Genomic DNA, 26,158 nt, shown 5'->3' with positions numbered 1-26,158 from the left:
GGCTGACTCATACGGTGAACACCGGCACAGGATTGCACCAGCGATCCTTGTATTCACGGTCGGCGCGACCGAAGGAAAACCGCAGCGGCTTGTTCAGTGCTCGCGCGTGCTCCCAGGCGCTTTGCGTATTGAGGAAGCTCAACACACTGCCAGGGCTGAATTCGCGGGTCTCGGGGTCGACGCCGCCGTTGATGTACTCGACGCTGATCCACTCCGGCGCTTCGACGCGGTACACCAGTTGAATGGCGATCGGCGCATCATTGAGGAAAATCACCGAGCCGATCAACAGTTCGCGCAGCAGCCCGATGACGTCGGCCATGCGCGCCGCGCCGGTGGCCGGAAAGCCCCAGCGGCGCTGGAACAGATCACAGTAGATCGCCGCCAGTTCGGCACTGGAAAACTCACTGACCGGACGCACCAGTCCACCCGCCTCTTCCAGCAAGCGCAGTTCGCGGCGCTGGTTGTAGCGAAACTTCTTCGACAATTCTTCGGGGGTGCGGGCCATGGCCAGTTGTTCGGTCTGCAACTTGAGGCCGCTGAAGCGGTTTTCGTTGAGCGCCGACAGATAGCGGGCGCGATGGCGCAGCGGCGCCTGGGCATCGGCGGCGGCCGGCAGGATCAACTCGGCATTGCCGAGGTCGAACAGGCCTTTCTTGCCGCTGCGCTTGAGCACGTCTTTGGACAGCGCCAAATCACGGCCCCAGGTCGGGATTGCCGCTTTGACTTCGCCGTCCTGCTCCCAGGCCAGATAACGCACCGGGATACCGGCCAGATCCGCCAGGCGTTCGACCACCAGCGGATGGGTCGCGACACTGCCGCCAAAACGCTGCCAGGCGCTGGCATAGGTGGAGGCGTCAACGGGCGACCAGCCACGTTCGCGCCAGCCTTGAAATCGGTTGAGCATCAGCCCCTCGGTGCCAGATCGGTAACTTGCGGCAGACGCCAGAAGGTGTCGCGCACCGCACGGTCGGAGAAACGCTCACGCAGACGATCGAGCATCAGCTCGGCGCACTGCCGGCGTTGCTGATCATCCATACCGGCCAAATGTTGCAGGCCTTGTGCAAGGTGTTCGGCATCGCCCAGCGGAAACAGAATGCCCACGCCTTCGACCACTTCCTTGGCCCCGCCACAGGCAGTGGCGAGCAAAGGCACGCCGGCGGCCATGGCTTCGAGCAGCACCATGCCGAACGGTTCGTGATCGGAGCTCAGGGCAAACACATCGAAGGCGCGGAAGTAATTGCGCGCGTCCGGCACCTGACCGAGAAACAACACCCGATCACCGATGCCCAGTTCGCGCGCCAGTTCCTTGAGATCCTGCTCCAGACGGCCCTTGCCGAGAATCACCAACTGACTGTTGCCCGGCAGACCCGGCAACGCGGCAGCAAAACCGTGCAGCAAGGTGGCCTGATCCTTGTCCGGGTGCAGCCGTCCAACGTTGCCGACAATGAACGCATCCGCCGCCAGACCGAGGGTCTCGCGGGCTTCGTGGGCTGACACTTGACTGGCCTGCAAGGCCGGCACATCGATGCGGTTGTACAAGGTCTGGATACGCGTCGACGGCCATTTCGGCAGGCAGCGCCGCATGTCGTCGCGCACGGCATCGGAGACGCCGAGCAGGCTCAGGCGCTTGCGGAAAATGTGCGCGAACAGCTTGCGCGTGCCGCGTTTGTAATCGTCAAACGCGTGGTGCACGCCAATCACCGGCAGCGACGTGCCGAGCAAGGCGATGTAGATCGGCTTGAAGCGATGGGCGATGCAGAAACTGAAATTGCGTGAAGCGGCGATCTTGCGCAAATCGCCGATGGCGCCCAGCTTCAGGCCACGAATGGCCTTGGAGCTGTATTCCATGAACAACACTTCATCGGAAGCACACGCTGCGGCCACCTCGCTATCGGCGGCCCCGGTCAGAAAGACCGTGGTCACCCGATAACCGGTGCCCGCGAACAGGCTGGCGTACTGCCGTGCGCAGTCGAGGAACGGCCCGTCATAGCCGTGACAGAACTGCAGCACATGGCGTTCAGCCGAGCGAGTCATAAGCGTTTGCGCCCTCTTTGACCACCAGAATGTCTTCCATGATCAGGTACTGAAGATCGGAACCGAAGAACATGTTCAGGGCATCGGTCGGCGAGCAGATCATCGGTTCACCACGACGGTTCAGCGAGGTGTTCAGCGACACGCCGTTGCCGGTGAGATTTTCCAGCGCCTTCATCATGTCGTAGTAGCGCGGGTTGTATTCGCGCTTCAGGACCTGGGCCCGGGAAGTGCCATCTTCGTGGACAACTTCCGGCACGCGGGTCTTCCACTCTTCCGCCACTTCGAAGGTGAAGGTCATGAACGGCGCCGGGTGATCGATCTTGATCATCTGCGGTGCAACGGTGTCGAGCATCGACGGGCAGAAAGGCCTCCAGCGCTCGCGGAACTTGATCTGGTGGTTGATGCGATCAGCCACACCGGCCACGCTCGGGCAACCGATGATCGAACGACCGCCCAGAGCACGCGGACCGAACTCCATGCGGCCCTGGAACCAGGCCACCGGGTTGCCATCGACCATGATTTTGGCGATCTGCTCCGGCATGTTGTCGAGCTTGCGCCAGGTCGGTTTGTTCTCGTGACGGGCGCACGCGGCGATCACGTCTTCGTTGCTGTAGGACGGGCCGAGGTAGACGTGTTCCATCTTCTCGACCGGCACGCCACGGGCGTGCGACACATAGGCCGCGGCACCGACTGCGGTGCCGGCGTCGCCGGATGCAGGCTGTACGAACAGCTCTTTGACGTCGTCACGGGCGATGATTTTCTGGTTGAGCTTGACGTTCAACGCGCAGCCACCGGCGTAGGCCAGCTTGCCGGTTTCCTTGAGCACGTCGCCCAGGTAGTAATCGATCATCTGCAGCGCGATTTTTTCGAACAGTGCCTGGATGCTGGCGGCGTAGTGGATGTACGGCTCGTCGGCGATGTCGCCCTCGCGCTTGGGACCCAGCCACTCGATCAGTTTCGGCGAGAAGTAGTAACCCTTGCCCTTCTCCTTGTAGCGACGCAGGCCGATCACGTTGGCGTAGTCAGTGTTGATCACCAGCTCGCCGTTCTCGAAGGAGGCCAGGCGCGAGAAGTCGTATTTGCTGGCGTCGCCATACGGCGCCATGCCCATGACCTTGAACTCACCGTCGAGCATGTCGAAGCCGAGGAACTCGGTGATCGCGCCGTACAGGCCGCCGAGGGAGTCCGGATCGAAAAATTCCTTGATCTTGTGGATCTTGCCGTTTTCGCCATAGCCGAAGAAGGTCGTGGCGTACTCGCCCTTGCCGTCGATGCCGAGGATCGCGGTTTTCTCTTTGAAACCCGAGCAGTGGTAGGCGCTGGAGGCGTGAGCCAGGTGGTGCTCGACCGGCTCGATCTTGATCTTCTTCGGATCAAAGCCCAGTTGCTCCAGGCACCAGACGATCTTGTTGCGATAACGCTTGTAGCGACGGTTGCCCATCAGGATCGCGTCGAGTGCACGATCCGGGGCGTACCAGTAACGCTTGGCATACTGCCAGCGGGCCTTGCCGAACAGGCTGATCGGGGCGAACGGAATCGCCACCACGTCAACGTCGGACGGCTTGATGCCGGCCTGTTCCAGGCAGAACTTCGCCGATTCGTAGGGCATGCGGTTCTTTGCATGCTTATCGCGGACGAAGCGCTCTTCTTCAGCCGCCGCCACCAGCTTGCCGTCGATGTACAAGGCGGCTGAAGGGTCATGGCTAAGGGCGCCGGACAGGCCAAGAATCGTCAATGCCACAGGGTCTAGCCTCTTTAGTCTGCATTCAGGCGCGATGCGCCTTGAAAATTGATGTGCCCTCGCACCGGGCGAGAGACAGCTAAAGGGCGGGATTATAGCGTAAACGTGGCGGGAATGACCCTGTGCGAATTGCCCTTGGTGAATCGGCCCGGTGAAACCTTGCTTTCACACTCAATAACCGCCCGCGCGCCAATAGATACCGAGATTGCCGTCACTGGCTTGGCGGTAATTCGTAGACGGCAACACCACCGTATCCAGCACCCCGGACAACGGCAGGTCGAGCAGCACGAACGGCTCCAGGACGCCGGAGGGGTCTGGGGACGCGTGGAGTACGCAGAAGTCGAACGCCAGCCCGCTGTAGCTCCGTGGAATCGACTGGCAATAGGTTTTCTGTTTGCGCAGGTCGCGGGCGACGTCAGCGTCCATCTGCCATACCGGGGCGGCAGTGCCGGAGCCGGATAAAAGCCATGCGCAGGTGCCCAGTGTTACAGCGCTTTGGATGCTCAAGGTTTGCCCTCCGAAGTGGTCAGGGCAAGCTGGCATCGGGGCTGGAACGGGCACAGCTCATGGCTTCTGGAGAAGCTGCAGGACACGTCAGTGGAGTTCGTCCGCTGTTGCTTAACCGGATTTTTTGGCGGCTTTAAAGCCCTATCGCGAGCAGGCTCACTCCTACAGGGGAATGCTTTCCCATGTGGGAGCCAGCCTGCTGGCGAAGGCGGCTCATGCCGCGCTGGAGATGTCCTTGGGCAACCGCTGATCGATCACCTGATACAACGCGCTGCTCTCGGGCCAGTTGCGCATGAACCGTGCCCGATCCCGTGCATAGGCCGCTGCGAAACTTCCGACAGAGCCGTGCTGACACATCGAATCCAGGTCGATCAACGCCCAGCGACCTTCCTGCCAGAACAGGTTATGCCCCTTGAAGTCGCCATGACTGATGCGCTCGGCAATCAATCGGGCGAACAGTTGATCCAGCGCCTGCAGCTCGGATTCCGGCGCCGCACCGCTTTCAACATACGGCGCAAAGCGCTCGATGATGTCCGGCCCCGGCAGAAACTCGGTCACCAGATAGGCGCGACTGCGCAGCCACAGAAAGCGCTTTTCCAGCACCGCCAGCGGTTTCGGTGTGGCGATACCGAGGAACGCCAGGCGATTGCCTTCACACCACGAGTGCCAGGCGCGGCTCGGGCGCCAAAAGCGCTTGAGCCAGTGCGCAAAGCCTTTGATGTTGTAGCGCTTGATCACCAGCGTGCGCCCGGCCACTTCGACCTTGCCAACACTCGCCGCGCCGCCGGTCTTGTACAGATGACCCTGATCGAGCAGCACATCGGCTTGATCCAGCACCGGCAGCATGGCTGCCTCTTCCTCACGACGGACTGCCCGCAAGCCAAACGCACCGCGCTGCACACTGAACAATGTGCACTCGCGGCCCACCTTGATCAGATAATCCTTCAGGCGCCAGGCGCGCACCTTGGCGATCTGTTTCTGCAGGGCTTCCAGCGGCAACGCATGCTCGCTGTTGCTCAGCAGGTAATACACCAGCAATTCTTCGGTGAACGGCTCCAGTGCCTTGGGCAACTGGGCGAAAAACACCCCGAGGTTTTCCAGCACCTTGTGCCGCGACAACGGCTGGCCAGCGGTCTCGGCACAGATCCCGGCACCGTCGATCAAGTACAACTGACCGCCCTGGCGCAGCAGGTTGTCGAGGTGCAGATCTTCCTGCCACAAGCCTTTGCCATGCAGTTGACCGATAGCGCCCAGTGCCTCGGCGAGCACCGCCGATTGCTCGTCCGCCAGCACCGGCAGCGATTCGACCTTCTGCCAGGCATCACCGAGGCTTTCGGCACCCTCAAGAAATTCGAACAGCAGCCAGCCGCCCTCGCCATCCTTCAGGCCATCCGCCAACAACAGCGGCGTGGTCAGTCCTTGTTCGGCGAGCAGTTTGACGCCCGTCAGCTCGCGCTGAAAATGCCGTGCAGCCTTGCTGCCCACCAGCAACTTGGCCAGCACCGGTCGCCCGCGCCAGACCCCGGCGCCGACATAACGCTGTCCCGGCAACACCCGCAGCAGGCTCAGCAACTGCAAATCCGCAGGACCGGCCGCATCAGCGAGGCTGATCGTCAGCGGCAGACTCGGCGCACGCCCGGCGCTTTTCAGTTCAGACAAGCGCATCAACGGGTCTCCTTGCGACTGCGCCGTGCGGTCAGGCGCGAAACCCAGCTGTCGACCAGCGAACTGTCGACGGTTTGATCGAGGTACGCCGCGAGCAACTCGCGCAATTGCGCCTCGCTCCATTCCGGCGCGCGACGCAGCAGCGGCTCCAGATCCTTGACCCGATCGCGCATGCCGAACAGCAGGGGCCGGGTCTTTTCCAGGTCGATCAACTGCGCCCGATAAGCGTCGCCCTCAGCCTGCAAGAAAATGTGCTTGGGATAAAAACAGCCGTGCACCTGACGCACGCCGTGCAGCTGGCGCGCCAGTCGTCCACAGGCTTTGAGAATGGCCGAGTGCTGCGCGGCGCTCAGCTCGGACCAGCGTTGCAACAGCGAGTCGAGATCATCCCAGCCGTCGAGGGCTCGGGTCAGCAGGATCGCCTGAACATCGCCCTTGACCTTGCGCTCGCCGAAAAACGCCGCTTGCAGTGCAGGAATTCCCAGCTTGTTGTAGCGGCTGATATTGCGAAACTCGCGGGCAAAACTCGGCTCGCCGAACGGCGCATGCAGGGTGCGGGTCAGGTAATTGCTCTGCCGTTTGAGATAGTAAGCCCGCCCTTCCAGCTCCAGACGGAACACGCTGCTCCAGCCACCGCCATCGGTGTTCGGTTCGTCCACGGCTTCGAGCTGCTTGGCCCAGAGCGCGTCGAAAGTGCCGAGGCCATGACGCTCAAGCAGCGCCCGGTCTTCAGCGGCCAGGAAATCAGTCATTCGCGTCCCTCGAAAAATCTCACCACGTGGCGAATCCGCTTCTTGTCGGCGGCATTGAGCCGGTCACGTCCGCGGTATTGCAGGTAGAAGCGCAGGCGCTGGGTGTTCGACAGGTGATATTTGGCCACCTTGTCGAGACAGGCCAGATCCTTGGTAATCCGGTATTTGAGCCAGAAGCCGCGCCAGAAATCGCCGTTCGGGCAGTCGATCAAAAACAGCTGCGCCTGATCGTCGATGAGCAGGTTGCGCCACTTCAGATCGTTATGGGTAAAGCGGTGGTCATGCATGGTTCGCGTGTAGCCTGCCAGTTGCCGGCTGATGCCATCGACCCACAGACGATCCTTGAGTTTCGGATCGTTGCGTTCGGCCAGCGCCGACAGGTCTTCGGTGCGCGGCAGCTCGCGGGTGATCATCGCGCCACGGGCATAGGCCGCGCCACGTCGCTCCAGACCCCAGGCCACCACTTCTGCCGTGGGAATGCCCCACTTGGCGAAGCGCTTGAGGTTCTGCCACTCCATCTTCACCCGCGGCTTGCCCAGGTAGCGGCGCAAACCTTTACCGGCGCCGACGTAGCGCTTGACGTAGTAATTGACGCCGTTGCGCTGCACGCGGATGACTTCGGACAGCGGATCACGGGTCAAACGCTCGCCCTGCAGGGCAAACACCGCTTCGAGGCTGCCGAAATCTTCGCTCAGTTCGCTGTATTGCGGCTCAAGAGTCCAACCCGCCATCAGAGCGCATCCCCGTATCGCTGTTTGCGCGCATAAAGCTTGTTGGCCTTGCCTTCGAGCCAGCTCAACAGCGGCGCTTCTTCTGCCAGGATCTGCCGCAGCGGTTGCTGGAAGTAGCCTTTGAGGAAACGCAACTTGTCGCGACGGGTCAGGCCGATGTCCAGCGCCGAAAAATACAGCGCGGCCAGATCCTTGTTGCGCCAGCGTTGCGTGATCTTTGCACGGGTCTGGGCGCGGTGCAGGTCGATCACCGAGAGCTTGAAATCGTCCGGCGTGACCGGTTTGTCGGTGTGCAGCAGGAAGTGGCAGATGTAGCAGTCGCGGTGGTTGACCCCGGCGCGGTGCATCATGCCGGTCATGCGTGCCACTTCAGCGATCAGCGCACGCTTGAGTTTCGGCTGCGGCGGGTTCTTGACCCAATCGATACTGAAGTCTTCGAGGCTGACGGTCGGCGCCAGCTCTTCGGTGACGATGAACGAATGCTGATCCGCCGGGTTGCTGCCCTTTTCGCCGTAAGCCACGGCGGTCATGGTCGGCACGCCGACTGCCTGCAAACGCTGGATCGCCTGCCATTCCTGCCCCGCGCCGAGCACCGGCAGCTTGGCGGTCAGCAGGTTCTTGAAGATCTCGCCCCAGCCGATGCCCCGGTGGATCTTGACGAAAAATCCGTTGCCGTCGACTTCCGTGCGCAGCGTGCGTCGAGCTTCCAGCTCGCGATAGACCTCGCCCTGCAAGCCTTCGACTTCGGCGAACGGGTCGCGTCCGGCCCACAGGCTCTTGAACGGTTCAGCCAGCATCAACTTCATTTAAGCGTGCTCCGCCAGAATCACATCGGCCGCGTGCTGCGGCATGCTGTAGAGGTCGGCCGTCTCGGCGAAGGCCAGACCATTGCGACTCCAGGCCGCGCGTGCAGCGTCGTCATTCAACATGTCAGTCAGGTACTGCGTCAGTTGCGCCTGCTCGAACGGTTCGTCCAGCACGCGCCCGGCGTCCGCCTCGGCGATGTAATGGGCGTAACCACAGACCGCGCTGACCAGCACCGGCAAACCGGCCACCAGCGCTTCGAGCAGCACGGTACCGGTGTTTTCGTTGTACGCCGGGTGGATCAACAGATCGGCGCCGAGCAGGAAACGCGGGATATCGCTGCGGCCCTTGAGGAACGTCACGTTTTCGCCCAGACCCAAAGTTGCACTCTGCATCTGGAACAATTTGGGGTCATCCTGGCCGATTACAAACAGCCGGGTGCGTTTCTTCAGTTCGGCGGGCAATGCGGCCAGCGCCTTGAGGCTGCGATCGACGCCCTTGGTCTTGAACCCGGAGCCGATCTGCACCAGCAGCAGTTCGTCGTCCTTGAGGTTGAATTCGGCGCGGAAACCGGCGCGAATCTGGTCGGCATCCGCCGGCCGTCGACGATCCTGGGCGATACCCGGCGGCAGCAGATGGAAGCGCTCCAACGGCGTGTCGTAGTGCTTGATGAACAGCGGCTGCTGCACTTCGGAAATCATCAGCACTTCGGTTTTCGCCTCTTTGGCGAACACCGCGCGCTCGTACTCGGCGAAGTGGCGATAGCGACCCCAGCGGCGGTACAGCGAATGGCGCAGGTTCTGCGCCTTGTCTTCGAAGCAGCCGTCGGCGGCGTAGTAGACATCCAGCCCCGGCATCTTGTTGAAGCCGATCAGCCGGTCCACCGGACGCTTGGCCAGATCCGCTTCCATCCATGCGCTGAGTTTCTCGTTGCGCCGATGGTTGAAGAACGCCTTGACCGGCGCCACCAGCACTTCGAAACCGGGCGGCACGTCGCCTTCCCAGATCAGGGTGTAGACTCGGATCTGGTGACCGCGCTTCTGGCATTCGAGGGCGATGCGCATGAAATCGCGCTGCAAGCCACCGAACGGGAAATATTTGTACAGGACAAAAGCCAATTGCATCAGCGCAGCTCCTCAGCCATTAACAACGTGCTCAGACGGCTGGCGACACGCTCGGGATTTACACGCGTGAAGCACAGAGGCTGCTCGCGCTTGAGGTCAAACTGACGGGCATCCTGCGCAGTCGGTTGGTAGGTACATTTCTTTTGCAGGCACGGAGCGCAAGGGAAATCACTGGCCATGTGAATCTGCACCTTGCCGTAGGCGCCGGTCAGGCCCGGGTTGGTCGGGCCGAACAGCGAAATCGTCGGCACATCCAGCGCGGCGGCAAGGTGACCAAGACCGGTGTCCACCGCCACGCAGGCCTGCGCACCGGCCAGCACTTTGCCGACCCCGGCCAGATTCAGCTTCGGCAGCACTTCGGCGTGTTTGAAACCGGCGGCAATGCGTTCGGCGCGGGCCTTCTCCTGCGGGTTGCCCCACGGCAGCTTGACCCCGACGCCCAGGTAGCCGACGCGCTCGGTCAGCTCGCGCCAGTAGGCTTCCGGCCAGTGCTTGGTGTCCCACGTGGTGCCATGCAGGAACACCACAAAGGCACTCTTGCGCGGCAATTCCACCAGACGCTCGACGTTGAGGCCGTAGTCGCCCAACCCTTTGGGCAGGTCATAACCAAGGGCGATGGCGAACAACTGACGCACCCGTTCGACCGCATGCTGCCCACGGGCTACCGCCAGTTTGCGGTCATAGAAACGTGCAGCGATCGGCTCGCGCGCCGAACCCTTATCGAGACCAGCCACCGGGGCTTTGACGTAGCGCGTCAGCCAGGCACTTTTCAGCAGGCCCTGAGCGTCGATCACCAGATCGTATTGGCTGGCGCGCACGCTTTGCTTGAAGCGCTTCCACTCGCCGCTCTTGAGGGTCTGCCAGAGGTTCTTGCGCCAGCGACGGATCGCCACCGGGATCACCTTGCCGACGGCCGGGTGCCACGTCGGGATCTCGGCGAAGCCTTCTTCCACCACCCAGTCGAACTTGATCCCGGGGATGGCCCGGGCCGCGTCGGTCAGCGCCGGCAACGCGTGAATCACGTCGCCCAGCGATGAAGTCTTGATCAGCAATACCCGCAACTTAATGAACCTCGACCACAGAGCCCTGCAGTTTCTGCAAGGCATCGTTGACCGCGTCCGGCATCAGCTGGCGCAGGCAGTTGTAATGGCCGAACCGGCAGGTACGGTCGAAGCACGGGCTGCAATCCAGACCCAGCCGAACGATTTCCACGTGCTCGGCCAGCGGCGGGGTGAAACCCGGCGACGTCGAGCCGTAGACCGCCACCAATGGACGGTTCAGCGCCGCCGCGACATGCATCAGGCCGGAGTCGTTGGAGACCACCGAATCGGCACAGGACAGCAGGTCGATGGCCTCGGCCAGCGAGGTGCCGCCGCTGAGGTTGACCGATTCTTCACGCAGGCCGGGAATCAGCCGTGCGCGGATGTCTTCGCCCACCGCGTGGTCGTTTTTCGAGCCGAACAACCACACCTGCCAGCCTTCGCGAATCCGCGCTTCGGCGACTTTGGCGTAATGCTCGGACGGCCAGCGCTTGGACTCGCCGAACTCGGCACCGGGGCACAGGGCCAACACCGGACGGTCGAGGGTCAGGCCGAACTTGGCCAGTGCCGCTTCGCGGGTCACCGGATCGATTTGCAGGCTCGGACGTGGATACGGTTTCGGCAGCTCGGCGTTCGGCTCGTAAGCCAGGGCCATGAAGCGCTCGATCATCAGCGGATAACGTTCCTTATCCAGCGTGCGCACGTCATTGAGCAGGCCGTAGCGGAATTCGCCGCGCCAGCCGGTGCGCTGCTTGATGCCGGCGAAAAACGGCACCAGCGCCGACTTCAGCGAGTTCGGCAGCAGGATCGCCTGATCGTACTGGCCGGCCAGGGATTTGCCGATTCGCCGACGCGTCGCCAGTTCCAGCGCGCCATGGCCGAGCGGAAAGCTCAAGGCCTTGCGCACTTCAGGCATGCGCTCAAGGATCGGCCGGCTCCACTCGGGGGCCAGCACGTCGATTTCGCATTGCGGGTGGCGCTGTTTGAGACACTGAAACAGTGTCTGCGCCATCACCATGTCACCGACCCAACTGGGCCCAACGATCAGAATATTCATGTGGTTTCCATAAACGAACCGGGGAGGCATTTACGCCTCCCCGCCTCGAGAATCACTGAGGGAGCGGCGCTGCTTGCGATGGGTCATTACCTTCAACATGACTGTCGACTGTCACTCCGCTATCGCGAGCAGGCTCGCTCCTACATGGTTTGTTCGTGTCTCAATCTGCAAATCACCACAAGTCCCTGTGGGAGCGTGGCTTGCCCGCGATGAGGCCATCACATCTGAAAGTGACGGTGGCTGACACTCCGCCATCGCGGGCAAGCCCGCTCCCACAAGGTATTCGATGCTTCAAATATCCGGTTTCAGCTTAGCCCCAACTCTTTCCAGATCCGCAATACCTGCCGGCGCTCCTCGACAAACTGGTCGCCTGCAATCACCCCGGCGTCCTTCTGCAAGGCCTGCCGGTGGGCGGCGGAGCGGTAAGCCTTATAGGCTTCGCGCAACAGGCTGGCGTCTTCGGCGGGCATCAGCCCTTCGTGTTCCAGCTCTTCCAGAATGCGGATGTTATCGGTCCAGCGCAGCAATGGCGGGTGGCTGTGCGACCACGCCAGGGCCGCGTATTGCACCATAAATTCAATATCGACGATACCTCCGGCGTCCTGCTTGAGGTCGAACGGCGCCATGGCCTCGAAGGCATTAGCCGCCGTACCGGCCGCGGTGCCCTTGGTGCCGAGGTTGTCGCGCATCTTGGCGCGCATCTCGCTGACTTCCTGTTGCAATTTCGCCAGATCCCGCGCTTTACCCAAAACCTGCGCCCGGACTTTCTCGAAGGCCTGGCCGACATCCTGACTGCCCACAAGCACCCGCGCCCGCACCAGCGCCTGATGCTCCCAGGTCCAGGCTTCATTTTCCTGATAGCGCTCGAAGGCTCCGAGTGAACTGACCAACAGCCCCGACGCGCCGGACGGGCGCAAACGCATGTCTACCTCGTACAGCTGACCGGAGTTGGTCTGCGCCGTCAGCAAGTGAATGATCCGCTGCCCCAGCCGGGTGAAGAACTGCGCGCCATCGATCGGTTTCGGCCCGTCGGTTTCCGCCTGCGGATCACCGTCATGGATGAACACCAGATCCAGGTCCGAACCATGCCCCAGTTCCAGCCCGCCGACTTTCCCATAACCGACAATGATGAAGCCCGGATCGCACAAACTGCAGTCAGTGCGCAGCGGCGTGCCGTACTTGGCCACGGTCTGGCGCCAGGCCAGCGCCAGCACTTGCTCGAGAATCGCTTCGGCCAGCCAGGTCAGGTAATCGCTGACTTTCATCAACGGCAGGCTGCCGGCGATTTCCGACGCGGCGACGCGCAAGCGGTGCGCGAGCTTGAAGTGACGCAGCGCCTCCATCTGCTGTTCGAGGTCGTCTTCGGGAATCCGCGTCAGCCGTTCGCGCAGCTCGGCGGCCAGTTCTGGCGCCAGTGGCGGCTTGAACAGGCGACCTTCATTGAGCAACTCGTCGAGCAGCAGCGGGAAACGGGTGATCTGCTCAGCAATCCACGGACTGGCCGCGCACAGCGTCAGCAAGCGCCGCAAGGCGCCGGGGTTTTCCGTCAGCAGGACTAAATAAGCCGAACGCCGCGCTACCGCTTCGACCAGCGGCAGCACCCGCTCCAGCACCAGATCCGGGTTGTCATGTTCCACCGCCTGAGCCAGCAGACGCGGAATAAACGCATCGAGACGTTCGCGACCCAGGCGCTGCATCGCGCGCAATTGCGGGCTGCCACGCAAACTGGCCAGCGCTTTCAGCGCTTTGCTCGCGTCCTTGAAGCCGCCCTCTTCCAATTGTCGGCAAGCGGCCTCCTCATCCTGCGCCTCTTCCCACAGCGGCAACCACTCACCACCGACCACCACCTCGCAGTCGGCGCCCTCTTCTTCATCGGGATCGGCGATCACCTGCGCGAAGTGCCAGGCCACACGGCCGCGCCAGAACATCAGCTTTTCGTGGAAGGCCTGCCAATCGGCGAAACCGAGCATAAAGGCAATGCGCGCCTGATCCTGAGCGCCGTCCGGCAACATCTGGGTCTGGCGGTCGGCAATCGCCTGGATCGCGTGTTCGGTGTAGCGCAGGAACTCGTAGCCTTCGCGCAATTCACTGATCACTGCCGGCGGCAGATAGCCTTGCCCTTCCAGCGTGCTCAATACCTTTAATAGAGGACGCTGCTGCAGGCTCAGATCGCGCCCGCCGTGGATCAACTGGAAAGCCTGGGCGATGAACTCGACTTCGCGGATGCCGCCGGAACCCAGCTTGATGTTGTCGGCCATGCCCTTGCGCCGCACTTCCTGCTGGATCAACTGCTTCATGGTGCGCAGCGCTTCGATCGCCGAGAAGTCCAGATAACGCCGATAGACGAAGGGGCGCAGCATGTCGAGCAACTGCGCGCCGGCAGTCTGATCGCCGGCCACCACCCGCGCCTTGATCATCGCGTAGCGTTCCCAGTCGCGGCCCTGATCCTGGTAATACTGCTCCAGCGCATTGAAGCTCAGCACCAGCGCGCCGGACGAACCGTACGGGCGCAGGCGCATGTCGACGCGGAACACGAAGCCGTCGACCGTCATCGGATCGAGGGCCTTGATCAGGCGCTGACCGAGACGAATGAAGAATTCCTGATTATCCAGCGCGCGTTTCACGCCGACGGTTTCGCCGCCCTCGGGGTAGGCGAAGATCAGGTCGATGTCCGACGACAGGTTCAACTCGACCGCGCCGAGCTTGCCCATGCCGAGGATGACCATCTGTTGCGGCAGACCGCTGCGCCGACCGGTTGGCGTGCCGAACTGATCGCAGTGGCGACGGTACAACCATTGATAAGCCTGATCGATGGTGGCGTCGGCCATGTCTGAAAGATCGCGGCAGGTCTGTACCAGATCGGCCTGGCGGTTCAGGTCGCGCCAGATGATTCGTACCTGATGGCGAGCGCGCTGGCGACGCAGGACACGACCGAGTTCATCTTCGCTTTGCGCGGTGTTCACGGCGGCGGCAATCTGCGCGCAGAGTTCACCCGGCGCGTACGGCCGGTCGAGTTCGCCGGACTGCACCAGCGACAGCAACATCAAAGGGTCACGAACGCTCTTTTCAATGACGAAATCGCTGGCGGCACCGACGCGGGCGAATTGCGCCCAACGCTCCGGTGTCCAGGTCGACAAGCCGTGATCGTCTTCCAGCGCGGCGACGGCCGTACGGAACGACTGCTCGGATCGAGTGACCAACGGCAGGAGAATGGCGGGGAGTTCAGCGAGCACGGGCAGGGTCATGGTCTATCCTTGATCGGCGTGTAAATGGCCGCTTGTAGTGTTTGATGAAAACCCGCTACGCGAAGGACTGTCGAACAAAAGTTAGAAATAGCTGAAATTTCTTCTTCTTTGGCATCCAGCATCAAACTTTCACCTTTTTCGGATGGTAATCGACCAACCTTAACGATTATTCTCACAACGCAGTCGGAGGCCACAAGCCTTTCCTCTGTAGTTTTACTACTCGTCTATACAGGCGAAAGGCTGAAATGCTCAAAGATTTGTAGTAAAACTACACGCCGCCGGAACAACCTGTCGGCAATCCAAGAATTTTAAATCGTCTGCCCACAAGGCCAGTCGCAAACTCAGGCAACCGATTCTGGAAGCCTTTCCGCCCTGGAGCAAGCCATGCAAGACCTCGATCCCGTCGAAACCCAGGAATGGCTGGACGCCCTGGAATCGGTTCTCGACAAAGAAGGCGAAGACCGTGCTCACTATCTGATGACCCGTATGGGTGAACTGGCGACCCGCAGCGGTTCGCAGCTCCCTTACGCCATCACCACGCCTTACCGCAACACCATCCCGGTAACCCACGAAGCACGCATGCCTGGCGACCTGTTCATGGAACGCCGCATTCGCTCGCTGGTGCGCTGGAACGCGATGGCCATGGTAATGCGTACGAACCTGAAAGATTCTGACCTGGGTGGTCACATCTCCAGCTTCGCTTCCAGCGCGACCCTGTATGACATCGGCTTCAACTACTTCTTCCAGGCCCCGACCGACGAACACGGCGGCGACCTGATCTACTTCCAGGGCCACACCTCGCCAGGCGTTTACGCCCGTGCATTCATGGAGGGCCGCATCACCGAAGACCAGATGAACAACTTCCGCCAGGAAGTCGACGGTCAGGGCCTGTCGTCCTATCCGCACCCTTGGCTGATGCCTGACTTCTGGCAGTTCCCGACCGTATCCATGGGTCTGGGTCCGATCCAGGCGATCTACCAGGCACGCTTCATGAAGTACCTGGAACACCGCGGTTTCATCCAGCCGGGCAAACAGAAAGTCTGGTGTTTCCTGGGCGACGGCGAGTGCGACGAGCCGGAATCCCTGGGCGCGATCTCCCTGGCCGGCCGCGAGAAGCTGGACAACCTGATCTTCGTCATCAACTGCAACCTGCAGCGCCTCGACGGCCCGGTTCGCGGCAACGGCAAGATCATCCAGGAACTCGAAGGCGTGTTCCGCGGTGCACAGTGGAACGTGACCAAAGTCATCTGGGGCCGTTTCTGGGACCCACTGCTGGCCAAGGACGTCGACGGCATCCTGCAACGTCGCATGGACGAAGTCATCGACGGCGAGTACCAGAACTACAAAGCCAAAGACGGCGCGTTCGTTCGCGAGCATTTCTTCAACACGCCTGAACTCAAGGCGATGGTTGCCGATCTGTCCGACGACGAGATCTGGAAACTCAACCGTGGCGGCCACGACCCGTACAAGGTCTATGCGGCGTACCACGAAGCGGTCAACCACAAAGAACAACCGACCGTCATCCTGGCCAAGACCATCAAGGGTTATGGCACCGGTGCCGGCGAAGCGAAAAACACGGCGCACAACACCAAGAAAGTCGACGTCGACAGCCTGAAGCTGTTCCGCGACCGCTTCGACATCCCGGTCAAGGATGAAGAGCTGGAGAACCTGCCGTTCTTCAAGCCAGAGCCAAACAGCGCCGAAGCCCGCTACCTGAGCGAGCGCCGTGCTGCACTGGGCGGTTTCGTACCGCAGCGCCGCGCGCAGAGCTTCAGCGTACCGACCCCGGATCTGGACACCCTGAAAGCCATCCTCGACGGCTCGGGCGACCGTGAAATTTCCACCACCATGGCCTTCGTGCGGATCCTCGCGCAACTGGTCAAGGACAAGGAAATCGGCCCGCGCATCGTGCCGATCATCCCGGACGAAGCCCGTACCTTCGGTATGGAAGGCATGTTCCGTCAGCTGGGCATCTACTCCTCTGTCGGCCAGCTCTACGAGCCAGTCGATAAAGACCAGGTAATGTTCTACAAGGAAGACCAGAAAGGTCAGATCCTTGAAGAAGGCATCAACGAAGCGGGCGCCATGAGTTCCTTCATCGCCGCCGGTACTTCGTACTCCAGCCACAACCAGCCGATGCTGCCGTTCTACATCTTCTACTCGATGTTCGGCTTCCAGCGTATCGGTGACCTGGCTTGGGCCGCTGGCGACAGCCGCACCCGTGGCTTCCTGATCGGCGGCACCGCCGGCCGTACCACCCTGAACGGTGAAGGCCTGCAACACGAAGACGGTCACAGCCACCTGCTGGCCGCGACCATCCCGAACTGCCGCACCTACGATCCGACCTACGGCTACGAGCTGGCGGTGATCATTCAGGACGGCATGAAGAAGATGACCGAAGAGCAGCAGGACATCTTCTATTACATCACCGTGATGAACGAGTCGTACCAGCAGCCAGCCATGCCGGCCGGTGCCGAAGAAGGCATCAAGAAAGGCATGTACCTGCTCGAAGAAGACACCCGCGATGCAGCGCACCACGTGCAACTGATGGGCTCCGGCACCATCCTGCGTGAAGTGCGTGAAGCGGCGAAGATCCTGCGTGAAGAGTTCAACATCGGCGCTGACGTATGGAGCGTCACCAGCTTCAACGAACTGCGTCGCGACGGCCTGGCCGTAGAGCGCAGCAACCGTCTCAAGCCTGGCCAGAAGCCCAAGCAGAGCTACGTTGAAGAGTGCCTGAGCGGCCGTAAGGGTCCGGTGATTGCCTCTACCGACTACATGAAGCTGTTCGCCGAGCAGATCCGTCAGTGGGTACCGTCCAAGGAATTCAAAGTCCTGGGCACCGACGGTTTCGGCCGCAGCGACAGCCGCAAGAAACTGCGTCATTTCTTCGAAGTCGACCGTCATTTCGTGGTGTTGGCAGCCCTGGAAGCACTGGCTGACCGTGGTGATATCGAACCTAAAGTCGTGGCCGAGGCCATCGTCAAGTTCGGCATCGACCCGGAAAAACGCAACCCACTGGACTGCTGAGGAGACATTTTGTGAGCGAACTCATTCGCGTACCTGACATCGGCAGCGGTGAAGGTGAAGTAATTGAACTGTTTGTGAAGGTCGGCGACCGTATTGAAGCCGACCAGAGCATCCTGACCCTGGAATCGGACAAGGCCAGCATGGAAGTGCCGGCCCCGAAGGCTGGTGTCATCAAGAGCCTGAAAGTGAAGCTGGGCGACCGCCTGAAAGAAGGCGACGAACTGCTCGAGCTGGAAGTCGAGGGCGCCGCGCAAGCGGCTCCTGCGCCTGCCGCTGCACCGGCCAAAGCCGAAGAAAAACCGGCTGCTGCCGCTCCTGCTGCTGCCGCGCCAGCCGCTGCCCCGGCTGCCGCTTCGGTGCAGCAAGTGCACGTGCCGGACATCGGTTCGTCGGGCAAGGCCCAGATCATCGAGATCCAGGTCAAGGTCGGCGACACCGTCGAGGCTGATCAGTCGCTGATCACCCTGGAATCCGACAAGGCCAGCATGGAAATCCCGTCGCCTGCCGCAGGCGTGGTCAAGGCCATCAGCGTCAAGCTCAACGACGAAGTCGGCACTGGCGACCTGATTCTGGATCTGGAAGTGGCGGGCGCTGCGGCCCCGGCTGCGGCCGCTCAGGCTCAGGCTGCTGCTCCGGCACCCGCCGCTGCGCCTGCTCCGGCTGCCGCTCCAGCCGCCCCGGTCGCCGACAGCGTTCAGGACATCCACGTACCGGACATCGGTTCGGCCGGCAAGGCCAAGATCATCGAAGTGCTGGTCAAGGCTGGCGACAGCGTTGAAGCCGACCAGTCGCTGATCACCCTCGAATCCGACAAGGCGAGCATGGAAATCCCGTCGCCTGCCGCGGGCGTGGTGGAAAGCGTTTCGATCAAGCTGGACGACGAAGTCGGCACCGGCGATCTGATCCTCAAGCTGAAAGTCAAAGGTGCGGCCCCGGCTGCGGCCCCGGCTCCAGCTGCCGCTGCGCCAAGCGCTCCGGCACCTGCCGCTGCTGCTCCGGCTGCCGCTGCCCCGGCTGCTGCCGCTCCGGTTGCTGCGCCGGCCAAGCCTGGCGCGAAAGTTCACGCCGGCCCTGCCGTGCGTCAACTGGCCCGTGAGTTCGGCGTAGAGCTGAGCGCTGTTGGCGCCAGCGGTCCGCACGGTCGCATCCTCAAGGAAGACGTGCAGGTTTACGTCAAGGCGATGATGCAGAAGGCCAAGGAAGCGCCAGCTGCTGGCGGCGCAACTGGCGGCGCAGGCATCCCGCCGATTCCGGTGGTGGACTTCAGCCGCTTCGGCGAAATCGAAGAAGTGCCGATGACCCGTCTGATGCAGGTCGGCGCGGCCAACCTGCACCGCAGCTGGCTGAACGTGCCGCACGTGACGCAATTCGACTCGGCGGATATCACCGAGCTGGAAGCCTTCCGTGTGGCGCAGAAAGCCGTCGCGGAGAAGGCCGGCGTCAAGCTGACCATCCTGCCGCTGCTGCTCAAGACCTGCGCACACCTGCTCAAGGAACTGCCGGACTTCAACAGTTCGCTGGCGCCAAGCGGCAAGGCGATCATTCGCAAGAAGTACGTCAACATCGGCTTTGCGGTCGACACCCCGGATGGCCTGCTGGTACCGGTCATCAAGAACGTCGACCAGAAGAGCCTGCTGCAACTGGCCGCAGAAGCTGCTTCGCTGGCTGAAAAAGCCCGGACCAAGAAGCTCTCTTCGGACGAGATGCAGGGCGCCTGCTTCACCATTTCCAGCCTCGGCCACATTGGCGGCACCGGCTTCACGCCGATCGTCAACGCGCCGGAAGTGGCGATCCTCGGTGTTTCCAAGGCAACCATCCAGCCAGTCTGGGACGGCAAAGCCTTCCAGCCGAAACTGATGCTGCCACTGTCGCTGTCCTACGATCACCGCGTGATCAACGGCGCTGCTGCTGCACGCTTCACCCAGCGTCTGGGCAGCCTGCTGGGCGACATCCGCACCATCCTGCTGTAAAGCGTTCGGCCCTCCGGCAACGGAGGGCCGACTGCGTTCCACGTTTTCGAGCGCCACACGCTCGTACCTCAACCCCGTCAGTTTGACGGGGCTTTTTTTGCACTGAAAAAAGTGCAGCGCCTCTTCCTACAAGTTCGGTTTACTTGAACTACGACTGCAGTCGAATTCGTCTCGATATTTTTCATCGACAGGCAACTAATCTCTGCCCTCGGATTAAATAACGATTTCCCTGCGTTATTTATAAAAAATGAAACTTACTCGAACGGACTCGAATATGTTCAAGCCAACTATTGGCCCGATTATCGGCCACACGACAACTCATCACGCGCGCATATTCATGCGCGCCGACAAGCAAGGCAATGCACCGGTATTTGCCGCCATTCGCTATCGGAAGTCTGGAACACAACAGTGGTCAGCTAGTACTTTCGCCGAACCCGATGCGCTGCGCGACATGACCGAAGTGTTCACCCTCAACAACTTGAGCAGTGACACCGAATATGAATACCAGACCGGCTGGTTCAGCCCGATGAATCCGGTCCATACCGTGGACAGTGTCGCCGAACTGCCGCTGCAGTGGCCGCGGGAAATCTATCGATTGCGTACCCGCTCAAGCAATGCCCTGCAGCCAAAGGCCTATATCGTCGGCTCTTGCCGCTATTTGCGCATGACGGCGGGGGTGCCGGTGCTGCCCCATCTGGGTGACCGGATCTTTGCCTCCATCAACCAATTGATCGAAGGTGCGCAGCCGCCGATCAGTGCCACCCTGATGACGGGTGATCAGGTTTATCTCGACGACCTTAATCTGTTCGCGCCTGATCGTGAATATAAGGACATCCTCAGCAAGTACCGTGCGGCCTTCTCTCAGCCGAATATTCAGCGTTTGATGTCCGGCACTTCGACTTATATGATCCTGGACGATCACGAAATCGAAGACAATTGGCCGGCGAATGCCGAACCATCAGATCAAGTGTTATATCGCAATGCAATGGCCGCCTATGAAATCTATCAAGTCAGTCACAGCCCGGCGCATGAACTTACAACTAACGAAAAGGTGAATCGGGCAAAACTCGAGCACTACTGGTATCAATTCAGTGACGCTGATATCGAATGGTTTGTGACCGACAGCCGCACCCGCCGCAACCTGTCAGCCGATGATCGCCGCATCCTCGATGAAGCGCAGGAACAGGCGCTGATCGAATGGCTGATCAATAGTCCGGCGCGGGTGAAATTCGTCGTGACCAGCGTAATGTTCTACCCGGATCGCCAACTGCTGGGCGACGACGCCTGGAAAGCTTTCCCGGAGCAGCGCCTGCGCCTGCTGGAAACCATCCGAACCCGACGCATCAAAAATGTCGTGTTTGTCTCGGGCGATGTGCATGGCTCGCTGACTTCGCGCCTGACCCACAGCGAAGACCCGGACTTCGAAGTCCATACCATCGTTTCCTCACCGTTTTACAACAGCAAGCTGCTGCCCTATGCCAAGGCGTCAACGTTCATCCTCGATCGACCGCTGGCGCGCACGGCGATGGGTGATTATCAGCATGAGTTGACCAGCCCGGTCATCAGCGAAGACAACTTCGCCCATGTAGTCGTCGAGACTGATCAAATTCTGGTCAATTACCATGATCGTGATGGCAAGAAGCTGCAATCGATCAGCCTGAAATTACGCTGATATCTTGAAAGATCGCAGCCTTCGGCAGTTCCTACATTGGCATGCATCCACTGCGGGAGCTGCCGCAGGCTGCGATCTTTTGCTCTTTTCAACCACCTACTGGAGAAATGCTCTAAGCGGCCGACACATTCTTATAGCACTTGGCCTTCATCTCTCTTGTCAGTCGGTGCCGCAATGATGCAACCTTGCCGCAGGCAACAGTAAAGAGGGCGCGAGCCCGGCGCGTTCAGCATATTTCCAAGCGAGTTCCTTCATGAAGAGCCAACCCGATGCCGCCAGCCGTATGGCGGCCGAGGTAGTGACGCAGTTGCCTGTGCCCTCGCGGCTCGGCATGCTGCGTTTCGAGCGCTTGAATGAAGCCAGTTGGGCGATGCTGTTTCTCGACCCCAACTGCGAACGCCAGTTTGGCCAGCCGGCCGTCGAATTGTGTGCCCTGGTCGGCTCGCCCTACGCCAGCCTGATGGAGCCTGAAGCGCGCTATCAACTGCACGACACCATTCAGCAACAACTGCGCGACAGCCCGCATTATCTGGTGCGCTACACCTTGCACACCGCCGCTGGCGTGTTGAGCATCCTCGAGCTGGGCGAAGCCTATAAGCAGCACAATCGGCACTTGCTGCGCGGTTATCTACTGGCGGTCGATGATGTCTTCGACGAAGCGCCAGCGCTGCCCTCGGTCGACCTCGAAACCCAGAACTCGCGCCTGCAGATCGCCCTTGAACTCAACCAGCGCGCCCAGCAGGAACAACTGCAGCACCTTGATCGGGTGCGCGCCCAGCAGGACCTGATTCTGCTGCTCGCCCGCCAACGCTACAGCAGCCACAACTCGCTGCAGGAAGCCGCCGAACTGATCACCCGCTGCGCCTGCGATATCTATGAAATCGACTGCGCCAGCCTGTGGAACCTCGAAGGCAATCTGTTGGTGCCGATTTCCGCGTATCACCGCGCAACGCAGGAATACCTCCTGCCGGAGGTGATCGACATCAGCGGCTTTCCCGACTACATGGAAGCGCTGCACGGCAGCCGCGCCATCGACGCGCATAATGCGATGCGCGACCCGCGCACACGCGAGATGGCAGAGGCCCTGCGCCCGCGCGACGTCAACGCCATGCTCGACGCCAGCATCCGCGTCGACGGCCAGGTGGTCGGCGTGCTCTGCCTGGAGCAGACCGGCGTCACCCGCGCCTGGCAGTCCGATGAAATCGCCTTTGCCGGTGAGCTGGCGGATCAATTCGCCCAGGTCATCAACAACCACAACCGCCGCACCGCCACCAGCGCCCTGCACCTGTTCCAGCGCGCAGTGGAGCAAAGTGCCAACGCCTTTTTGCTGGTCAATTGCGACGGTGTGGTCGAGTACGTCAACCCGAGTTTCACCGCGATCACCCAGTATTCCACCGAAGAAGTCCACGGCCAGCGCCTGTCGGAACTGCCGGCCCTGGAAAACCTCAGCGAGCTGCTGTTCGACGCGCCTTCGGCGCTGGCCAAGAGCAATAGCTGGCAGGGCGAATTCAAGAGCCGGCGCAAGAACCTCGAACCCTACTGGGGCCAGTTGTCGATCTCCAAGGTGTATGGCGACAACCGCGAACTGACGCACTACATCGGCATCTACGAAGACATCACTCAGACCAAACTGGCGCAGCAGCGCATCGAGCGTCTGGCGTACACCGACAATCTGACCAACCTCGGCAACCGCCCGGCGTTTATCCGCAATCTGGACGAGCGCTTCGCCCGCGATAGCGATACGCCGATCAGCCTGCTGCTGGTGGACATCGACAACTTCAAGCGAATCAACGACAGCCTCGGTCACCAGACCGGCGACAAACTGTTGATCAGCCTGGCCCGGCGTCTGCGCAACAGCCTCAGCCCGAGCGGCAGCCTCGCGCGGTTTGCCAGTAACGAGTTCGCCGTACTGCTCGACGACACGGATCTCGCCACCGGCCAGCAGATCGCCAACCAGTTGCTGGCGACCCTCGACAAACCGATGTTCGTCGACAACCAGTTGATCAGCGTCACTGGCTCCGTGGGCCTGGCCTGCGCGCCGCTGCACGGACGCGATCCGCAAACCCTGATGCGCAACGCCGGCCTCGCTCTGCACAAAGCCAAGGCCAACGGCAAGCATCAGGTGCAAGTCTTCACCGAAGCGCTGAATGCCGAGGCCAGCTACAAGCTGTTCGTCGAGAACAACCTGCGCCGCGCCCTGACCCAGAACGAGCTGGACGTGTTCTACCAGCCCAAGCTATGCCTGCGCAGCGGTCGCCTGCTGGGCATGGAAGCACTGCTGCGCTGGAACCACCCCGAACGCGGGATGATCCGCCCGGATCAGTTCATCAGCGTGGCCGAAGAAACCGGCCTGATCATTCCGATCGGCAAGTGGATTGCCCGCCAGGCCTGCCGCATGAGCAAAGCGCTGACCGCCGCGGGCATGGGCAATCTGCAAGTGGCGATCAACCTGTCACCCAAGCAGTTCTCCGATCCCGATCTGGTCGCGTCCATCGCCAACATCCTCAAGGAAGAAGCGCTGCCGGCCAGTCTGCTCGAACTGGAGCTGACCGAAGGTTTGCTGCTGGAAGCCACCGAAGATACGCACTTGCAGCTCGATCAGCTCAAGCGCCTGGGCCTGACTCTGGCCATGGACGACTTCGGTACCGGTTACTCGTCGCTCAGTTACCTGAAGAAATTCCCGATCGACATCATCAAGATCGATCGCAGCTTCATCCACGAAATCCCCGACAACCAGGACGACATGGAAATCACCTCCGCGGTGATCGCCATGGCGCACAACCTGAAGCTCAAGGTCGTGGCCGAAGGCATCGAGACCGCCGAGCAGCTGGCGTTCCTGCGTCGCCATCGGTGCGACGTCGGCCAGGGCTACCTGTTCGACCGGCCGATCCCCGGCGGCGAGCTGATTCAGGCGCTCAAGCGCTACCCGCGCGGCCCGCTCTGCCTGTAGCCCCTGTAGGAGCTGCCGAAGGCTGCGATCTTTTGATCTTGTTTTCAAAAAGCAAAATCAAAAGATCGCAGCCTTCGGCAGCTCCTACATTGGGTAGTGATTAAACGGGCATCATTCGGCACACTGGCGGTCTGATTTTTTACATCCCATCCTGACTGAGAGGAACGATCATGGTTCTGCGCTCGGAAATTCTGGTGAACAAAAACGTGCTACCGACCAAAGACCAAGCTCTACCCGGCCGCGAAACCGCGATGACCCTGCCTGAAAAGCATTTCGTCTTCGAAGAAACCCCGTTGCTCGGCCCGTTTTTCCAGGACGTCGACTTCGCGATCTTCGGTCTGGGTTGCTTCTGGGGCGCGGAGCGCCGTTTCTGGCAGCGCGAAGGCGTGGTCAGCACCGTGGTCGGTTACGCCGGCGGCTACACGCCGAACCCGACTTACGAAGAAGTCTGCTCGGGCCTGACCGGCCACGCCGAAGTGGTGCTGGTGGTGTATGACAAGGCCAAAGTCAGCTATGAAGAGCTGCTGGCGATGTTCTGGGAACTGCACAACCCGACTCAGGGCATGCGCCAGGGCAATGACATCGGCACTCAATACCGCTCGGTGATCTACGCGACCTCGCCAGAGCAACTGGACGCGGCGCTGAAGAGCAAAGCGGTGTATCAGGCTGAACTGTCGAAGGCAGGCCTGGGCGAAATCAGCACCGAAATCGAACAGGCGCCGACCGTGTATTTCGCCGAGGCCTATCACCAGCAATACCTGGCGAAAAACCCTGAAGGTTATTGCGGGATCGGCGGCACCGGCGTGTGCATGCCACCGAGCCTGGCGGGTAACTAAACCCCAAAGCATCGCGGGCAAGCCCGCTCCCACAGGTTTAGCGCCGACTTCAAAATGGCGCAGTACTTTGTGGGAGCGGGCTTGCCCGCGAAGGCGTCCGTTCAGACACCGCTAAAACAGTTGATCAGCTTTCAGCAATCAACCAATCCATCTGCCATCCACCCTGAGTCTGCCCAAGCTTCTTCGACAACCACGGCAGCAACTCACGCAATTCTTCCTCCAGCCCCCACGGCGGATTGGCAATCGCCATCCCGGAGCCGTTCAGGCTGTTCGGCGTATCCAGCGGATGCACCAGCAGTTCCACGCGCAGCAACTTCGGCGCGCCGGTACCGGCCAGATCCTGATAGAAACGGCGCAACGCACGCTGATCCTTTACCGGATACCAGATCGCCGCGACGGTCTGGCGCATGCGGCCAATCGCCTCTTTCAGCGACGCCGCACACTTTTGCATCTCGTCGAGCTGTTCGAACGGCGGATCGATCAGCATCACCGCCCGCTTCTCCTGCACCGGCAGCATCGCCCGCGCCACGTGCCAGCCCTCGCCCAGATGCACCTTGACCCGACGATCGCCGGCCATGTTCTCCTTGAGCTGCACGCCGTCTTGCGGGTGTTTCTCGTTGAGCATCACCCGATCCTGCGGCCGGGTCAGACGCCGCGCCAGCTCCGGTGACCCCGGGTAGTAACGCAACTGGCCATCCGGGTTCATCTCGTGCAGCACCTTCATGTAATCGGCGGTCAGCGCCGGCAAATCCGGCTGATCCCATAAGCGCGCGATGCCTTCCAGGTACTCACCGGTACGGTTGGCCTGATCGCCCTGCAAGTCATACAGACCGATACCGGCGTGCGTATCGAGATAGGCAAACGGCTGCTCCTTGCGCGACATCAGGGCGATGAGGCGGGTCAAAGTCAGGTGTTTGAACACATCGGCGTGATTGCCGGCATGGAAGGCGTGACGATAATTCATGGCTGCTCCTGCGAGGGCCGTGAAGTTTACCTTTTA

At 61.1% G+C, this 26,158-nt stretch carries 19 protein-coding genes; 5 read left to right on the top strand and 14 right to left on the bottom strand.

Annotation, left to right across the window (positions count from 1 at the left end):
* Nucleotides 1–7: 7 nt before the first annotated feature.
* The 13 genes from GTQ41_RS02480 to GTQ41_RS28760 all read right to left on the bottom strand — a co-directional run bounded on the left by GTQ41_RS02480 (nt 8) and on the right by GTQ41_RS28760 (nt 14,822).
* Nucleotides 8–904 carry an antimicrobial resistance protein Mig-14 gene (locus GTQ41_RS02480; protein WP_047290943.1) on the bottom strand — a complete coding sequence of 299 codons (897 nt, stop codon included), beginning with the start codon at nt 902–904 and terminating at the stop codon, nt 8–10.
* Nucleotides 904–2,034, bottom strand: a complete 1,131-nt coding sequence (locus GTQ41_RS02475) for a glycosyltransferase (RefSeq protein WP_047290942.1) — start codon at nt 2,032–2,034, stop codon at nt 904–906. Before GTQ41_RS02475 ends, GTQ41_RS02480 begins: the two co-directional genes overlap by 1 nt.
* A complete protein-coding gene (locus tag GTQ41_RS02470) occupies nt 2,018–3,775 on the bottom strand; it encodes a carbamoyltransferase (RefSeq protein WP_041065832.1) in 1,758 nt (585 codons plus the stop codon). The genes GTQ41_RS02475 and GTQ41_RS02470 overlap by 17 nt, the downstream gene beginning before the upstream one ends.
* Before the next feature lie 171 nt (nt 3,776–3,946).
* Nucleotides 3,947–4,282 carry a YceK/YidQ family lipoprotein gene (locus GTQ41_RS02465; protein WP_047290941.1) on the bottom strand — a complete coding sequence of 112 codons (336 nt, stop codon included), beginning with the start codon at nt 4,280–4,282 and terminating at the stop codon, nt 3,947–3,949.
* A 213-nt stretch (nt 4,283–4,495) separates the two neighbouring features.
* Complete coding sequence (locus tag GTQ41_RS02460) at nt 4,496–5,947, bottom strand: lipopolysaccharide kinase InaA family protein (protein ID WP_047290940.1); 1,452 nt, start codon at nt 5,945–5,947, stop codon at nt 4,496–4,498.
* Entirely contained in the window at nt 5,947–6,699 is a 753-nt protein-coding gene (locus tag GTQ41_RS02455; protein ID WP_047290939.1) for a lipopolysaccharide kinase InaA family protein, read from the bottom strand. Before GTQ41_RS02455 ends, GTQ41_RS02460 begins: the two co-directional genes overlap by 1 nt.
* Complete coding sequence (locus GTQ41_RS02450) at nt 6,696–7,430, bottom strand: lipopolysaccharide kinase InaA family protein (RefSeq protein WP_041065844.1); 735 nt, start codon at nt 7,428–7,430, stop codon at nt 6,696–6,698. The genes GTQ41_RS02455 and GTQ41_RS02450 overlap by 4 nt, the downstream gene beginning before the upstream one ends.
* Nucleotides 7,430–8,236 carry a lipopolysaccharide core heptose(I) kinase RfaP gene (gene rfaP, locus GTQ41_RS02445; RefSeq protein ID WP_047290938.1) on the bottom strand — a complete coding sequence of 269 codons (807 nt, stop codon included), beginning with the start codon at nt 8,234–8,236 and terminating at the stop codon, nt 7,430–7,432. The genes GTQ41_RS02450 and rfaP overlap by 1 nt, the downstream gene beginning before the upstream one ends.
* Nucleotides 8,237–9,358 (bottom strand): glycosyltransferase family 4 protein, encoded by a 1,122-nt coding sequence (locus GTQ41_RS02440; RefSeq protein ID WP_047290937.1) that lies wholly within the window; start codon nt 9,356–9,358, stop codon nt 8,237–8,239. It abuts the gene before it with no gap.
* Nucleotides 9,358–10,419, bottom strand: a complete 1,062-nt coding sequence (gene waaC, locus GTQ41_RS02435; RefSeq protein ID WP_047290936.1) for a lipopolysaccharide heptosyltransferase I — start codon at nt 10,417–10,419, stop codon at nt 9,358–9,360. Before waaC ends, GTQ41_RS02440 begins: the two co-directional genes overlap by 1 nt.
* A gap of 1 nt (nt 10,420) precedes the next feature.
* Nucleotides 10,421–11,455: a lipopolysaccharide heptosyltransferase II gene (waaF, locus tag GTQ41_RS02430; RefSeq protein ID WP_047290935.1), complete on the bottom strand. Its 1,035-nt coding sequence runs from the start codon at nt 11,453–11,455 to the stop codon at nt 10,421–10,423.
* A 305-nt stretch (nt 11,456–11,760) separates the two neighbouring features.
* Nucleotides 11,761–14,700 (bottom strand): bifunctional [glutamate--ammonia ligase]-adenylyl-L-tyrosine phosphorylase/[glutamate--ammonia-ligase] adenylyltransferase, encoded by a 2,940-nt coding sequence (glnE, locus tag GTQ41_RS02425; protein WP_047290934.1) that lies wholly within the window; start codon nt 14,698–14,700, stop codon nt 11,761–11,763.
* A complete protein-coding gene (locus GTQ41_RS28760; RefSeq protein ID WP_256198919.1) occupies nt 14,697–14,822 on the bottom strand; it encodes a hypothetical protein in 126 nt (41 codons plus the stop codon). Before GTQ41_RS28760 ends, glnE begins: the two co-directional genes overlap by 4 nt.
* A gap of 262 nt (nt 14,823–15,084) precedes the next feature.
* Here GTQ41_RS28760 and aceE point away from each other — a divergent pair, with 262 nt between their 5' ends.
* From aceE to msrA, 5 genes are all read left to right on the top strand, one after another.
* Nucleotides 15,085–17,730 carry a pyruvate dehydrogenase (acetyl-transferring), homodimeric type gene (gene aceE, locus GTQ41_RS02420; RefSeq protein ID WP_003220999.1) on the top strand — a complete coding sequence of 882 codons (2,646 nt, stop codon included), beginning with the start codon at nt 15,085–15,087 and terminating at the stop codon, nt 17,728–17,730.
* Nucleotides 17,731–17,741: 11 nt separating this feature from the next.
* Nucleotides 17,742–19,700 (top strand): dihydrolipoyllysine-residue acetyltransferase, encoded by a 1,959-nt coding sequence (gene aceF, locus GTQ41_RS02415; protein WP_047290933.1) that lies wholly within the window; start codon nt 17,742–17,744, stop codon nt 19,698–19,700.
* 274 nt (nt 19,701–19,974) lie between these two features.
* Entirely contained in the window at nt 19,975–21,372 is a 1,398-nt protein-coding gene (locus GTQ41_RS02410) for an alkaline phosphatase D family protein (RefSeq protein WP_047290932.1), read from the top strand.
* A gap of 253 nt (nt 21,373–21,625) precedes the next feature.
* Nucleotides 21,626–24,322, top strand: coding sequence for a bifunctional diguanylate cyclase/phosphodiesterase (locus tag GTQ41_RS02405; RefSeq protein WP_047290931.1), 2,697 nt, complete (start codon nt 21,626–21,628; stop codon nt 24,320–24,322).
* A gap of 170 nt (nt 24,323–24,492) precedes the next feature.
* Nucleotides 24,493–25,158 carry a peptide-methionine (S)-S-oxide reductase MsrA gene (gene msrA, locus GTQ41_RS02400; protein WP_047290930.1) on the top strand — a complete coding sequence of 222 codons (666 nt, stop codon included), beginning with the start codon at nt 24,493–24,495 and terminating at the stop codon, nt 25,156–25,158.
* A gap of 124 nt (nt 25,159–25,282) precedes the next feature.
* Here msrA and GTQ41_RS02395 read toward each other — a convergent pair whose 3' ends face one another.
* The gene (locus tag GTQ41_RS02395) at nt 25,283–26,122 is read right to left on the bottom strand and encodes a 23S rRNA (adenine(2030)-N(6))-methyltransferase RlmJ (protein ID WP_041065871.1); all 840 of its coding nucleotides are present in this window, start codon (nt 26,120–26,122) and stop codon (nt 25,283–25,285) included.
* Between the last annotated feature and the right edge of the window lie 36 nt (nt 26,123–26,158).

Origin of the sequence: Pseudomonas sp. AN-B15 (assembly GCF_019056475.1) — a bacterium.
Classification (GTDB): domain Bacteria; phylum Pseudomonadota; class Gammaproteobacteria; order Pseudomonadales; family Pseudomonadaceae; genus Aquipseudomonas; species Aquipseudomonas parakoreensis.
Note: the sequence above shows the minus strand (reverse complement) of the source record. Positions and strands in the feature narration are given on the sequence as shown.